12 protein-coding genes and 1 pseudogene are annotated in these 13,038 nt (G+C 73.0%); 5 read left to right on the top strand and 8 right to left on the bottom strand.

Annotation, left to right across the window (positions count from 1 at the left end):
- Window positions 1-105 precede the first annotated feature (105 nt).
- Together DMH12_RS05950 and DMH12_RS05945 are read right to left on the bottom strand one after the other, a co-directional pair.
- Complete coding sequence (locus tag DMH12_RS05950) at window positions 106-642, bottom strand: NUDIX domain-containing protein (protein ID WP_125490486.1); 537 nt, start codon at window positions 640-642, stop codon at window positions 106-108.
- A gap of 48 nt (window positions 643-690) precedes the next feature.
- Entirely contained in the window at window positions 691-1,500 is an 810-nt protein-coding gene (locus tag DMH12_RS05945) for a M15 family metallopeptidase (RefSeq protein ID WP_125490485.1), read from the bottom strand.
- A gap of 149 nt (window positions 1,501-1,649) precedes the next feature.
- Between DMH12_RS05945 and DMH12_RS05940 the strand changes: the two genes are divergently transcribed.
- The 3 genes and pseudogenes from DMH12_RS05940 to DMH12_RS05930 all read left to right on the top strand — a co-directional run bounded on the left by DMH12_RS05940 (window position 1,650) and on the right by DMH12_RS05930 (window position 5,033).
- Complete coding sequence (locus DMH12_RS05940) at window positions 1,650-3,275, top strand: GGDEF domain-containing protein (protein ID WP_125490484.1); 1,626 nt, start codon at window positions 1,650-1,652, stop codon at window positions 3,273-3,275.
- 104 nt (window positions 3,276-3,379) lie between these two features.
- A pseudogene (locus tag DMH12_RS05935) lies at window positions 3,380-3,610 on the top strand (glycerol kinase); the annotation flags it as partial.
- Between the two features lie 139 nt (window positions 3,611-3,749).
- Window positions 3,750-5,033, top strand: a complete 1,284-nt coding sequence (locus DMH12_RS05930) for a serine hydrolase (protein ID WP_125490483.1) — start codon at window positions 3,750-3,752, stop codon at window positions 5,031-5,033.
- Between the two features lie 10 nt (window positions 5,034-5,043).
- On the opposite strand, the gene DMH12_RS05925 is transcribed toward DMH12_RS05930, so the two are convergent.
- From DMH12_RS05925 to DMH12_RS05910, 4 genes are read right to left on the bottom strand one after another with little or no spacing between them, the layout of a single operon-like run.
- A complete protein-coding gene (locus DMH12_RS05925) occupies window positions 5,044-5,649 on the bottom strand; it encodes an ATP/GTP-binding protein (RefSeq protein ID WP_125490482.1) in 606 nt (201 codons plus the stop codon).
- A 46-nt stretch (window positions 5,650-5,695) separates the two neighbouring features.
- A complete protein-coding gene (locus tag DMH12_RS05920) occupies window positions 5,696-6,091 on the bottom strand; it encodes a DUF742 domain-containing protein (protein WP_125490481.1) in 396 nt (131 codons plus the stop codon).
- A 10-nt stretch (window positions 6,092-6,101) separates the two neighbouring features.
- A complete protein-coding gene (locus tag DMH12_RS05915) occupies window positions 6,102-6,536 on the bottom strand; it encodes a roadblock/LC7 domain-containing protein (protein ID WP_125490480.1) in 435 nt (144 codons plus the stop codon).
- Entirely contained in the window at window positions 6,533-9,244 is a 2,712-nt protein-coding gene (locus DMH12_RS05910) for a nitrate- and nitrite sensing domain-containing protein (RefSeq protein ID WP_125490479.1), read from the bottom strand. The genes DMH12_RS05915 and DMH12_RS05910 overlap by 4 nt, the downstream gene beginning before the upstream one ends.
- Window positions 9,245-9,671: 427 nt before the next feature.
- Here DMH12_RS05910 and DMH12_RS05905 point away from each other — a divergent pair, with 427 nt between their 5' ends.
- Window positions 9,672-10,238 (top strand): hypothetical protein, encoded by a 567-nt coding sequence (locus DMH12_RS05905; RefSeq protein WP_312023904.1) that lies wholly within the window; start codon window positions 9,672-9,674, stop codon window positions 10,236-10,238.
- Between the two features lie 107 nt (window positions 10,239-10,345).
- On the opposite strand, the gene DMH12_RS05900 is transcribed toward DMH12_RS05905, so the two are convergent.
- Entirely contained in the window at window positions 10,346-11,551 is a 1,206-nt protein-coding gene (locus DMH12_RS05900; protein ID WP_185832162.1) for an NAD(P)/FAD-dependent oxidoreductase, read from the bottom strand.
- Window positions 11,548-11,871 carry a bifunctional 3-phenylpropionate/cinnamic acid dioxygenase ferredoxin subunit gene (locus DMH12_RS05895; RefSeq protein WP_125490477.1) on the bottom strand — a complete coding sequence of 108 codons (324 nt, stop codon included), beginning with the start codon at window positions 11,869-11,871 and terminating at the stop codon, window positions 11,548-11,550. Before DMH12_RS05895 ends, DMH12_RS05900 begins: the two co-directional genes overlap by 4 nt.
- Window positions 11,872-12,156: 285 nt before the next feature.
- On the opposite strand from DMH12_RS05895, the gene DMH12_RS05890 reads away from it, so the two are divergent.
- Entirely contained in the window at window positions 12,157-12,900 is a 744-nt protein-coding gene (locus tag DMH12_RS05890) for an IclR family transcriptional regulator (RefSeq protein WP_125490490.1), read from the top strand.
- Window positions 12,901-13,038: the final 138 nt, after the last annotated feature.

The raw sequence follows: 13,038 nt of genomic DNA, 5'->3' as shown, positions 1-13,038 counted from the left end.
CGCTACCTCTGACCCGGGCGCTCGACCGTCCCTCGCACACGCACGGGACGGGGCCGGGGAGCCGTTCCGTCCCGTGCGTGTGCGAGGGACGGTCGAGCGCCCGGGTCAGAGGTAGCGGCCCTCGAACCAGGACCGTACAGCCCTGGTGTGGAGCGGGAAGGCGAGCTCCTCCGACCGGCGCAGGAGGTGCCAGCCGTCAGTCTCGTCGGTGGCGTGGGAGGTGGGGAGGCTTTCGACCGGACGCTCGGGGAGGGAGCCGAAGAGCAGCAGGTGGCCGTCGGGCGAGCTCATGGCGTCGGCGAGCCGTACGTCGTGGCTCGCCGCGTCGATGCCGGTCTCCTCCTTGAGTTCGCGCACGACGGCCTGCCGCCAGTCCTCCCGGTCGTCGATGTAGCCGCCTGGCAGGGCGACACCCCCGCGCGCGGGGGCCACGGTGCGGGTGATGACCACCAGTGCGGTGCCCTGCGTGTCGTACACGGGCTGGAGGGCCACCGCGACCGGCAGTGGGTTGCGGTAGGCCACGGTGCCGCACGCGGGGCAGGTGCGGGGCCAGCCGGAGACGCCCTCTCCGTAGGGCGTGCCGCAGCTCGAACAGTGCGAATTCGGCGCGGAGTTGGGAACGGAGGTTTGAGTTTCGGACACGCGGCGGACTGTATCCGATTCGCGGAGCGGGCGGCTCCGGCAGCCCGTTCAGCGGCGGCCGGTGAGGGACCTGGTGGAGACCGGGAAGTCGAAGTAGGTGTCCGGGTAGGGCTCGGGCTTGTACGTGAAGTGCCACCACTCCTCGGGGAGGTTTACCAGGCCGACGTCCTCCAAGGTGTCCTTGAGCAGGAGGCGGTTGGCGCGCTGGGCGCCCTGGATGCGGGGGTCGAGGGTGTGGGAGCGGGTGTCGAAGCAGTCGTATCCGGTGCCCATGTCGACGGAGTTGTCGGGGAAGCGTTCGCCCTGCGGAGCGAAGCACGGCACCAGGGGCTGTCCGGGCCGGTACGGCGGGGTGGGCTTCGCCGGGAGCCGTACGATCGTCAGGTCCATGGTCGAGCCCCGGCTGTGGCCGGACTTCTCCGCGATGTAGCCGTCGTCGAAGAGGCGGGTCTTGTCGACCTTGGGGTAGAACTCGGCCTTCATGGCCTGGTCGTCGAGGTCCTCGGCCCAGCGGACGAAGTGGTCGACGGCGCGCTGAGGCCGGTAGCAGTCGTACACCTTCAGGGAGTAGCCCTGGCGCAGCAGCCGGGTCTGCGCCTTGTGGAGGGCCTTGGCGGCGGGGCGGGTGAGGATGCACAGCGGTTGCCGGTAGCCGTCGACCGGTTCGCCGACGAAGTTGTGCGGGGTGACGTAGCGGATCTCCCGGATGATCGTCGGATCGACGCTTCTCAGGGCCACGAAGTTCTCCGGGGCCCTCGGTTCGGGCCTGGCCTGCGCGGTGGCGGGTACGGCCGTGGCGGCGAGCAGGGCGGCGAAGGCGGTGGCCAGAGCGCGCAGCGCGGTCGAGAGTCGTGTCATGTTCCCTGCATCTATCAGGACCGACTCCCGTGAGGGAAGGGGGCGGCCCGGCGACTCACCGCGCGTATGCGGTGCCGGGGAGCCGGAATCCCGCGTGAACGTCTCATGAACTGGGCCCGCGTGGGTGCCGACGGCGCGATCCTGCTCCCGTGCGCTCCTGGACGGATCCTCTCCGCTTCGCCTTCCAACCGGTGGTCAACCTGATGACCGGCGGGGTCGCGGCGCTGGAGATACTCGCCCGCCCGGAGGGCGGCGACATTCTGGCCGAGGCGCGCCGCGACCCCGAACTCGACGGCCTTCTTGCGGTGTCGGCGCTGCGCGCGGCGGTGCGCAAGGAGACGCTGCTGCCGCTGCACGTCAACGTGTTCGCGGGCACCCTCGCCGACCTGGGCGGGCTGCAGCCCCTGCATGACGCCGTGCGGGAGGCGGGCCGGATGCCGTGGGAGGTGACGCTCGACGTCTGTCCGCCGTACACGCACGTGCCGCGGCAGGCGCTGCTGGAGGCGTTGACCGTGCTGCGGGCGCAGGGGTTCCGGATCTGCGCGGACGGGGTCGGAGACGGCGACGCGCCGCTGCGACTGCTGACGGACCTGGCGCCGGAGCTGGTCAAGCTCGACGCGTCGCTGCTGGCCAGGCCGGCGGCCGTGCGGGCGATGCGGGTGCTGTGCGACGAGATGGGGGCGCTGCTGTCGGTCGAGGGGGTCGAGACGGAGAGGCAGTACGCCGTCGCGCGGGCGGCCGGGGCGCAGTGGGCGCAGGGCGAGCTGTTCGCGCCGCCGGCCCGGCTGCCAGCGGCGGACGTGTACGTTCCGTCCGGCCCGCCGGGCGTCGTGCCGGCGCCGCGGTCGGGGCCGTCGGTACGGCAGTTCGTGCGGCCGGCCGCGCTGCTGCCCGTGACGGCGTCGGCGGGTCAGGTGCGGGCCCTGCTGACCGGGTCGCCCGACGTGTCCGGGGTGCTGCTCGTGGACCGCGACGGCGTGCCGGTGCGGTCGGTGCACCGCTCCCGCTTCCTGCTGTCCATGTCGGCACGCTACGGGCACGCTCTCTACGCCGACCGCCCGGCCGCGAAGCTGGGCGACGCGCCGCGGACGGTGGGCGTGGACGCGACCGCCTGGGAGGTGCTGGACGTGGTGGCGGTCGGCGGCCGGGGCCGTACGTCGGACGACGTGGCCGTGGTGGACGCGTACGGGCGGTGCGTGGGCGTCGTACGGCTCGCGGACCTGGTGCGGGCGCTGGCCGAGAGCCGGGTGGAGGAGGCGGCCGGGCTCAACCCGCTGACCCGGCTGCCCGGTTCGGACGCCATCACGGACGAGGTGGACCGGCGGATCGCGGACGGGCGCGCGTTCGCGCTGAGCTGGCTCGACGTGGACCACTTCAAACAGGTGAACGACGGGGCCGGGTTCGCCGCGGGGGACGAGTTGATCCGGTCGGTCGGGCAGGCGCTGCTCCGGTCGGCGAGGGGGACCACGCGCGTGGGGCACATCGGCGGGGACGACTTCCTGGTGCTCACCGACCCGGACGGGCTGGATCCGCTGGTCTCCTCCGTGCTGGACGTCCCGTGGTCGGCCGGCGGGCGGCCCGTGACGCTCTCCCTCGCGACGGTCCTGTGTGCGCCGGGCAGCGTGCCGGACCACCGGCAGGCCGCGGCGGGCCTGGCGCCGCTCAAGAAGGCCGCCAAGGCGTTGCGCGGCGCGAGTTGGGTCCTGGGCCGGGCAGGTGCGCCGGGGCACGAGGTCAGGCGCGGCGCGGACCGGTCGGCGGCGCCCGCGGGCTGAGCGGACGCCCGCCGCGCAAGGGGGCCGGTCATGCCGTCGGCCACGCGCGCGTGGCGGCGTGCCGCCGGAACCCTTGCCGTCGGCCACCTGGACGCTCCCCGGACCGCCCCCGGGTCTCCGAGAGGACCTGCCTCGGCGCCGCGTACGCGGCCGGGCTGGCCACCGGAGTATGGAACGGTCTCGACGCCCTTCGGGCGCACTGGCAGCGGGACGCCGAGTGGGCGCCCGCGATGGAGTCCTCGGTACGCGACCGCGAGTACCGCAACTGGCGCAGGGCGGTGGAGAAGAGCTTCGGCTGGCTGGAGGACGAGGACGGGCCGGGTCGGGCCCACTGAGGGCCGGGCCGACTGAGGGTCGGGACGGGGGTGTTTCGGGGTTTTCCCTGATGTTCGTGACATTCCGCTCGGATTGGATGGGCATCACGGAGCGCGACGACCGTCGCGTCCGAGCATCAGAGGCGTCAGGGGGAAGCCGATGACTGATCGAGTGCGCCCGTCGGGGCGGCAGAGTGACACGGGGAAGCGGGGCGGAGCGGGACGCCGGGCGGGCGTGGTGGCGTCGGTGTGCGCGCTGGTGGCCACCGGCATCGTCGCGGCGGTGCCGGCCGCGGCCCGCAGCGCGGACGACCAGAGGGACGGCTTACGCGGCGGGCACGCCCCGACTCGGGCGGCGTTGGACGCGATCGTCGCGGAGGGCACACCCGGTGCGCTCGCTGCCGTACGCGAAGGCCGTCACCGGTGGTCCGGCGACGCGGGCGTGGCGCACCTGGGTACGGGCGAACAGCGCCGTCCCGCCGACCACTTCCAGATCGGCAGCCTCACCAAGACCTTCACCGCCACGGTGCTGCTGCAACTGGACGCGGAAGGCGTCCTCTCGCTCGACGACACGGTCGAGGACTGGCTGCCAGGTCTCGTGCGGGGCCAGGGCAACGACGGCCGAAAGGTCACCCTGCGCCACCTGCTCAACCACACCAGCGGCATCTTCAACTACAACCGCGACGCGGGCTTCCTCGCCAAGTTCACCGGCGAGTCCTTCCTCGTCCACCGCTACGACGGCGCCACCCCTGAAGAGCTGGTGGGCATCGGCCTGTCCCACCCGCCGCTGTTCGCTCCCGGCACCGGCTGGGCCTACTCCGACACCAACTACATCCTGGCCGGCCTGGTCATCGAGAAGGCCACGGATGACGACTACGCCGACCAGGTCGAGCGGCGGATCATCGAGCCGCTGAGGCTCCGCTCCACCCTCGTGCCCGGTTCGTCGCCCGCCCTGCCCCGCCCGCACGGCAGGCACTACTCCAGGCTCTACGACGACACCCCGAACGCCCCCGTGCACGACGTCACGGAGTTCAACCCCTCCGTCGCCGGTGCCGCCGGCGAGATCATCTCCAACACCCATGACGTCAACCGGTTCTTCGGCGCACTGCTCCGCGGCGAACTGCTGCCCCGGCAGCAGATGAAGGCGATGTTCGCAGCGGTGCCCGTCGTCGAGGAGGAAGCAGAGGCAGGGGAGGTGGAGCCGACGACGCGGCGGACACCCGGCCCCGCCGAGGACGCCGCCGTCTACGGGCTGGGGATCCGGGGCGACACACTCTCCTGCGGCGTGACGGTGTGGGGCCACGGCGGCCAGGTCCCCGGCTCGCTGTCCCGAGTGGCGGCCACCCGCGACGGCCGCCACGTGCTGACCCTCAACAGAAACGGTGACTGGGGCAGCCAGGCCGCCGAGGACGCGGTGCTGGAGGCGGAGTTCTGTGACCGGTGACCGGCGCCGGTCAGGTCGTGACGACCCGGCGGCGGTCGGCCGCCTGGGCCATCGCGTGCTGGACCACGCCGACGAGGACCTCCTTGACCGACTCCCGGTCACGCGCGTCGCACATCACCACGGGCACGCCGGCGTCCAGGTCGAGGGCCTGGCGGACGGTCTCGGAGGGATAGCGGGCCGAGCCCTCGAAGCAGTTGACGCCGACCAGGAAGGGGATGGAACGCCGTTCGAAGTAGTCGACGGCGGCGAAGCAGTCCTCCAGACGGCGGGTGTCGGCCAGGACGACCGCCCCCAGCGCCCCCTCGGACAGCTCGTCCCACATGAACCAGAACCGCTCCTGGCCGGGCGTGCCGAACAGGTAGAGCACCAGGTCCTCGCGCAGTGTGATGCGTCCGAAGTCCATGGCCACCGTGGTGGTGTGCTTCTCCTCCACCCCGCTCAGGTCGTCGACGGGCCGTCCGGCCTCGGTGAGGAGTTCCTCGGTGCGCAGCGGCCGGATCTCGCTGACCGCGCCGACGAGGGTGGTCTTGCCCACGCCGAAGCCGCCGGCCACAAGGATCTTGAGCGTGACGGGCTCGACCGGCGGCTTGCCGCGCTGGGAACGCCCGAAGATCATCGGTCTTTACTCCTTAACGTGCCGCTCGACGAGCCGACGGGAGGGTTCACAGTGCCCTCAGTCCATTGATCACGTCGCGCAGAATGTTCTCGTCCGGCAGTTCGGCCGGGGGTACGGGCCGGTTGACGTGGACGAGGTCGACGTCCATGAGGTCGCCGACCAGGACCCGTACGACCCCGATCGGCAGGTCGAGTTCGGCGGCGAGTTCGGCAACCGACTGCGGGGCCTCCCGGCACAGTCCGACGATGTCCACGTGCTCCGGCGAGAGGGTGACGTCCGCCTCGGGGTCGTCCGCGTGGGGTTCCGTGACGACCACCGCGATCAGGTCGAGGCGGTGCTGGGCCGCGCTGGTGGTGCGACCGCGCGTCATGGCGTACGGACGGACGACGGGGCCGGCCTCGTCGTCGAACCAGTGTTTTCTTCCCTGACCGTCTGCGCTCATGTCATCCCACTTACCCGCCCGAGGGCACATCGGTGCGTGGAGCGGTGGCCAGGTGTGCGCCGACCCGCTTGACGAGGAGGGTCATCTCGTAGGCGACCTGGCCGACGTCCGAGTCGGCGTCCGAGAGCACGGCGAGGCAGCTGCCGTCGCCTGCGGCGGTGACGAACAGGAAGGCGTCGTCGAGTTCGACGACCGTCTGCCGGACGCTGCCCGCCTCGAAGTGGCGGCCCACGCCCTTGGCGAGGCTGTGGAAGCCCGACGCCACGGCGGCCAGGTGCTCGCTGTCCTCCCTCGTCAGGTCCTTGGACGCACCCGTCGCCAGGCCGTCGCCGGACAGGACGACTGCCTTGCGGATGCTCGCGACCCGGTCCACCAGGTCGTCGAGGAGCCAGTTCAGCTCCCCGGACTTGGTCGCGCTGTGGCCGGTCGTCTTCGGTGCGGTCATCGACCGTCCCCCTCTGTCGTTCCTCGTGGTGCTGTTGGTGCCGTGCCGCCGGGGACGTCGTCACCCGCGGCGTTCTCCTCGCGCCCGCGCCGCCAGCCGCGCTGGAGTGAGGCCATCCGGCTGCGGACCTCGTCGGCGTCGCGGTCGGCGGGGTCGGAGCGGTCCTCGGACGGTTCGGGGCCCTGCCGGAGCTGGGGCGCGAGGTTGGCCTGCCGTACGCGCCGGGGCAGCGCACCGGACTCCGCGGCGTCGGCGTCCCGGCCTTCGGCGCGGCCGCCTCCGGAGGCCTGGCCGCCGTCACGGCCCGCGGGGTGTCCGCGTTTCCGGCGGGAGGGCAGCGCGGGCGGTTCGTCCGCTCCCGCCCGCGGTGCGGCCGTGACGCGCGTGCCGTCGGCGTCCCCGTCCGCCGGGGGCTGGTCGTCCTCCCTGTCCCGGGCGTCCCGTGAGGGGACCGGACGGCCGTGCGAACTGACCAGCTTGGGGGTGCGGCGGCGGGGCAGCGGGAGGGGTGCGTCCGCGTCGGCCAGGCCGTCGCCCCGGCCCGACCGGTCGTCGTCGGCCGCGGCGAGCGAGCGGCGCGGGCGGAACAGGCCGCCGCGTTCAGCGTCCTCGTCGTCGAGCCCGCCCGGCAGGCCGTCGAGGGCGTCCAGGTCGACGGGCGCCTCCAGTTCCACCGGTCCGTCCAGCAGCGCGGCCGGGCGCTCCGGCAGCCGCGCCGGCACGTGGGACAGGGCCGAACGACGGCTCTCCTCCCGCCCCTTCTCCTTGACGTGCTGGGGACGGTCGAGGCGGAAGCCGATGCCGTTGGTGTCGGGAGCGTCGTCCGAGAGCAGCGCGTCGGGGACGAAGACGACCGCGGTGGTGCCGCCGTACGGGGAGGGCTGGAGGGAGACCCGGACGTTCTGCCGCTGGGCGAGCCGGCTGACGACGAACAGGCCGAGCCGGTCGGTGTCGGACAGCTCGAACTCGGGGGTCTCGGCCAGCCGGAGGTTGGCGTCCAGGAGGGCGTCGGCCGCCATCCCGAGGCCGCGGTCGTGGATCTCCAGGGTGAAGCCGTTGGCGACGCGCTCGCCCAGGACCTGGACGGCGGTGTGCGGTGGCGAGAACACCGTGGCGTTCTCCAGGAGCTCGGCCACCAGGTGGGTCAGGTCGGCGACCGCCGGTCCGGTGACGGCCACCCGCGGCAGCCTGCGGACCTCGATGCGCTCGTAGTCCTCGACCTCGGCGACGGCGGCCCGCACCACGTCCATGAGCTGGACGGGCTTGCGCCACTGCCGGGACGGGGCGGCGCCGGAGAGGATGACGAGGCCCTCGGCGTGCCGGCGCATCCGCGTGGTCAGATGGTCGAGGCGGAACAGGTCGGCGAGTTCCTCGGTGTCCTCGGTCCTGCGCTCCATGGTGTCCAGCAGCGTGAGCTGCTTGTGCAGCAGCACCTGGCTGCGGCGCGCGAGGTTGACGAAGACCTCGGAGACACCGGCGCGCAGTTCGGCCTGCTTGACGGCGGCCTCCACGGCGGCCCGCTGCAGCGTGTTGAGGGCCTGACCGACCTCGCCGATCTCGTTCCTGTCGTACTCCAGGCGCGGCACCTCGGTCTCCACGTCGACCTCCTCGCCCGCGGAGAGGCGGCGCATGACGCTGGGCAGCCGGACGCCGGACGCCTCGTGGGCCTCCAGTCTCAGCTGCTTGAGGTCACGGATCAGGGAGCGGCCGACGCGTACCGAGAGGAACAGGGAGTAGAGCAGGGCGATCAGGCCGAGCGCGCCGGCGATGACCACCTTGGCGATGACGTTCGTCGCGACCGGGTCGACTCGGTCCTGGTAGCGGTCGGCCGCGTCGTCGTCGAGGGCGCCGAGTTCCTCCAGGACGCTGCCCGCGGCGGTGTCCCAGCTCTTGGCGGTGACGCCGCGCGGCGTCCCGGCCCCGGCGGAGAGGGCGGCCTCCTCGGCCGTCCTCAGCGGGGCGGAGGAGGCGTTCTTCCAGAAGCGCTCGTAGCGGCCGCGTTCGGCGGAGGGCAGCAGCGGCAGGTTGATTCCGTACATCAGGGTGCGCTGCGCCACGAGGTCGGAGACATCCCGGATCTCGGCGCGGGTGAGCCGGCCGGTGACCAGGGCGGAGCCGAGGAGGGCGTCCTCGCGGGAGAGGAGTTCGCGGGCCCGGGAGAGGTTGACGAGCGCACGGTACTGCTTGTCCAGAGCGACGTTCTCGACGACGTTCAGACCGGCGAGCAGGTCGTGGCAGGGGTCGATCAGGCGGTTGTAGAGGCCGAGCGCCTGCGCGCGGTCCACGGTGCCGTCCTCGACGCTGCGGCGCAGCGAGCCGATGCCGTCGAAGGCGTCCAGTACGGCGGTGAGCCGCTCCTCCTCGGCTTGCCCCAGGTCGTCGCGCACGCCGGCGTCGGCGGCGTTGCGGCCGATCTCGGCGACGGCGTCGTCCGTGGCGGTGCGGCTGCGCTGGAGGGCGGCGAACCCGTCGGAGGCGCGCGGGTCGGCGAGGTGGACGAGGGTCTGCCGGCGTTCCTGCTGGAGGACGCGGACGGTGTCCTCGATCGGGTAGCCGATCTCCTCGACGACGGTGGAGACACTGAACAACCGTTCCGCCTCGCGCCCCGTGAGTACCGTGGCGAACGCCCAGATCGCGGTCAGGGACACCAGCGGCACGAGAAGCAGCGCCACGATCTTCCGGCGGATCGACTTCCCGCGAAAGCGCATGGCCTCCCCCAGCTCGACCCCCCTCCGGCAGGGGGTACACATGTGCGTCAACAAACGGCGCGAGCCTACTACTGACGCATACGTAACTCGAAGGCCCGTCCGGGGGACGAAGCTCCGCGCCAGGGGACGGTGATGGTCAGTTGTCCGGTCATTGCGGGAGATTGCCCACCGGGATCGGGGTGTACAGGGAGGGTTCGGCTCCGGCTCGACCGGGCGGATTGGCCGAAATTCTTCGACTGCGCGGGCCTTTCGGGAATCTTGAGGGCCCGTCGTTCGTCGTTCACTACGGGAAATGGAGGCGGAATCGGCCACAGGAGCCGCATCCCGCCTCTGGGCGGCGTAAAGCAGCGCAAGCCGGGCAGCCAGAGGGGAGCCGTGTCGTGGGACACGGTCGAGCTGTCTGCTGGCGGTGGGGAGTGACATGTCGATGGGCACGGCGGAGCGGCGCGGGGCGCCCGAGGACGGCGGTGCGGCCCGGGTGACCGCCCGATCGGCCCCCGAGGCACCGGATCGCGACATTCCGGCAGCCGGTGCGGGCAGACCGGCGCGTGACCGGCCGGAGGGACCGGAAAGGCGGGCGGCGCGCGAGCAGCCGTCCGGCTACCGGCCGTTGTGGAGGGAGGAGCCGGCGCGGCGGCGTCGGCTGCCGGATCCGGTGCGCACGGCGGCCGTCCGCGCGGTGATCGTCGTCGCCGTGACGCTGATCATGGCGATGGTGGCCTTCCTGTGCACGATGGCGGAGTCGTGGCTGGCGTTTCCCATGGTGATCGGCAGTGTGGTGGGCACGGTGGTGGCCACGTGGGGCGTGCTGGACGTGTGGGTGACGCGACAGGTCTGGAACCAGCGGCACGGCGTGGTGTCGGAGCCGAGCAGCACCGCGCGGGCCATGCGGCGCGAACGTCGCCGGGTCCGGCGCCAGGCACGGTCCGCCGAGCGGAGCCAGGAGCGGATACGCCGGCGGGGCGGTGGCGCGAGCCGGCTGTCACACCCTTGAGCGACTGAGCGGCCCTGAGACCAGGCCCGCTCCGGGTGCCGTTGCGGGCCGCGTCGCACGGCACGCCGGACGAGCGGCTCCACCGGCGTCCCTCGCCGGGGCACGCCTCACCGCGCACCCGTCCCCGCCCCACCGGCGGTCACCGGTATCCCCGCTCCTTCGGCGGCGAGTTCGCGGCGGGCCCTCATGAAGGGGCGGGGCCGGTCCACGGCGAGCACGGCGGTCGTGCGCCCGTCTCGTTCGTAGCGGGCCAGGAAGCCGCCCTCGTCAGGCGCGCCGTCGGCGATCTGGCCCTCGGCGATGCGCACGGTGTCGCCGTCCCGGCGCCGCCCGGCGAACTGGATGCGGGAGCCGTACTGGTCGGACCAGAAGTACGGCACCGACCTCGCGCTCTCCAGCGTGCGTCCGGCGAGGAGGTTGCGCACCGCGGCCCGGGGCTGCTGGGTGGCGGAGGTCCAGTGCTCCGCGCGGGTGCCGCCGACGCGCGCCACGTCGCCGACGGCGACCACCTGCGGCAGGGCGGTCACGCAGCCGTCGTCGCACAGGACGCCGTCGTTCAGGAGCAGCGGAGAGCCCGCCAGCCAGGCCGTGTTGGGGGTGGCTCCGATGCCGACGATCACCACGTCCGCGGGCAGCGCGCGCCCGTCGGTGAGGTCGACCCCGGTGACGGCCGCCGTGCCGCGCAGCGCGGCCACGGACGCGCCGGTGACCAGCCCGACTCCGGCACGGCCGTGCAGGGTGGCGCAGACGGCGGCCAGTTCCGTGCCGAGGTGCGGCACGAGCGGCATCGCGGCGGCCTCGACGACGGTGACGTCGTGACCGAGGGAGGCACACGAGGAGGCGGTCTCCGCGCCGACGAAGCCGCCGCCGGCCACGACCACCCGGCACGGACCGCGGGTGAGATGGGCGCGCAGGGCGCGGGCGTCGTCCAGGGTGCGCAGGGTGTGGACCCCGGCGAGGCCACCGCCGTTCAGGCGCCGTGCCGACGCCCCGGTGGCGACGACGACGCCGTCCGTGGACACGGTGCGGCCGTCGTCGAGCAGCACGGTCCGTCCGCGGGCGTCCAGGGCGCGGGCGCGGACGCCGAGCAGCCAGTCGGCGTCCAGTTCGGCGGTCTCCTCGGCGTCGCTGAGCGCCAGGTGCTCCTCGTCGGCCCGGCCGGTGAGGAACTCCTTGGACAGGGGCGGCCGGTCGTAGGGCGGGTGGGGTTCGTCGCCGACCACGACAAGGCGTCCGTCGAACCCCTGGGCCCGCAGTTCCCGGGCGGCGTACAGGCCGGACAGGGAGGCACCGACCACGGTCACGGTCCTCATGCGGCGCTGCCCTCCTCCGCGGCGAGGTGGACGTGGACGAAGCCGTCCTCGACGCTGACCCGGTGGGTGCGCACCGCCCGGCGGGCCGGGAGGCAGGTCGGCAGGCCCGTGCGCAGGTCGAACGAGGCGGCGTGCAGCGGGCATTCGACCAGGCAGCCCTCCAGCCAGCCCTCGGAGAGGGAGGCGTCCTGGTGGCTGCAGGTGTCGTCGATGGCGTAGAGATCGCCGTCGTCGGTGTGGAAGACGGCGATCGGCGGACTGGTCTCGACGCGGACGGACCCGCCCTTGGGGAGGTCTTCGAGACGGCAGACGGGAATCATGGGCTCCCCTCTCGGTCCGGAACGCGTGGTTCGGCGGGGTGTGCAGCGCGTACCCTTCCGGGATCCGGACGCTTCGGTAACATGATGTTTCACATGGCGCACTGGAGAGCGCTATACGCAACAGAATCCGGGCGGGCGCCCGTGGCGTCAAGGGCTTCCCGCAGATGCGGCCCGATCGGGCCGCCAGGTGGTGAGAGTTGAGCCATGACCCGCACACAGCAGCAGCCCGACCCTGGTGAGGACCGCGTGGAGAACAAGCAGTCAGGCAGGGGCGCGGTGAGCGGCGTGCAGTCGGTGGACCGCGCCGTGACCGTGCTGGAGATCCTCGCCCGGCTCGGGGAGGCGGGTGTCACCGAGATCGCCGACGAACTGGACGTGCACAAGTCCACGGCGTTCCGGCTGCTCGGCGTGTTGGAGAACCGCGGTCTGGTGGCGCAGGAGAAGGAGCGCGGCAAGTACTACCTGGGCGCCGGCGTGCTGCGGCTGGCGGGTGCGGCAGCCGTGCGGCTGGACATCTCGCAGGAGGGTGTGCCCGTCTGCCGCGAGCTGGCCGACGAACTCGGCGAGACCTCGAACATCGCGGTGCTGGACGACGACGCGGCGGTCAACGTCATGCAGGCCCGCGGCACCGCTTCGGTCACCGCACAGAACTGGCTCGGCCGGCGCACCCCGCTGCACGCCACCGCCAGCGGAAAAGTGCTGCTCGCCCATCTGCCGACCACCCTGCGCGAGGGGCTGCTGGCCCGCCCGCTGCACCGGTTCACCGAGCACACCGTCACCGGCGCGGCGGTGCTGCGCGGTGAGTTGGAGACGGTGACCGCGCAGGGTTACGCGATCACGCAGGAGGAGCTGGAGATCGGGCTCGCGGCCGTGGCGGCGCCGGTGCGCTCGCACGACGGCAAGGTGATCGCCTCGATCAGCGTCTCGGGGCCGGTGTACCGGCTGACGCCGGAGCGGTTGCCGGACCTGGCCGAGCGCGCGCTGGCGGCGGGGGTCGAGCTGTCCCGCCGCATGGGCTACGGCGGCTGAGCGCTCCCACCTGGCTGGGCGGCCCCGCTGAGCTCCCATCCGACGGCGGGGGCCGCTGAGCCCTCCCACCCGGCGGGGCGGCCCCGCTGACGCCCCGTCCGACGGCGCGGGACCCGAACCCCCTTCCGGGGGCCCGGG

The sequence above is a fragment of the Streptomyces sp. WAC 04229 genome, assembly GCF_003947455.1.
GTDB lineage: Bacteria > Actinomycetota > Actinomycetes > Streptomycetales > Streptomycetaceae > Streptomyces.
The sequence above is the reverse complement of the archived record's forward strand: the minus strand, read 5'-3'. Positions and strand labels throughout refer to the sequence as shown.

Excerpts from the sequence above, each read along its gene's own strand:
- DMH12_RS05945 (WP_125490485.1), bottom strand. The coding sequence starts at position 1,500 with ATGACACGACTCTCGACCGCGCTGCGCGCTCTGGCCACCGCCTTCGCC.
- DMH12_RS05930 (WP_125490483.1), top strand. The coding sequence starts at position 3,750 with ATGACTGATCGAGTGCGCCCGTCGGGGCGGCAGAGTGACACGGGGAAG.
- DMH12_RS05925 (WP_125490482.1), bottom strand. The coding sequence starts at position 5,649 with ATGATCTTCGGGCGTTCCCAGCGCGGCAAGCCGCCGGTCGAGCCCGTC.
- DMH12_RS05920 (WP_125490481.1), bottom strand. The coding sequence starts at position 6,091 with ATGAGCGCAGACGGTCAGGGAAGAAAACACTGGTTCGACGACGAGGCC.
- DMH12_RS05915 (WP_125490480.1), bottom strand. The coding sequence starts at position 6,536 with ATGACCGCACCGAAGACGACCGGCCACAGCGCGACCAAGTCCGGGGAG.
- DMH12_RS05910 (WP_125490479.1), bottom strand. The coding sequence starts at position 9,244 with ATGCGCTTTCGCGGGAAGTCGATCCGCCGGAAGATCGTGGCGCTGCTT.
- DMH12_RS05905 (WP_312023904.1), top strand. The coding sequence starts at position 9,672 with ATGGGCACGGCGGAGCGGCGCGGGGCGCCCGAGGACGGCGGTGCGGCC.
- DMH12_RS05900 (WP_185832162.1), bottom strand. The coding sequence starts at position 11,551 with ATGAGGACCGTGACCGTGGTCGGTGCCTCCCTGTCCGGCCTGTACGCC.
- DMH12_RS05895 (WP_125490477.1), bottom strand. The coding sequence starts at position 11,871 with ATGATTCCCGTCTGCCGTCTCGAAGACCTCCCCAAGGGCGGGTCCGTC.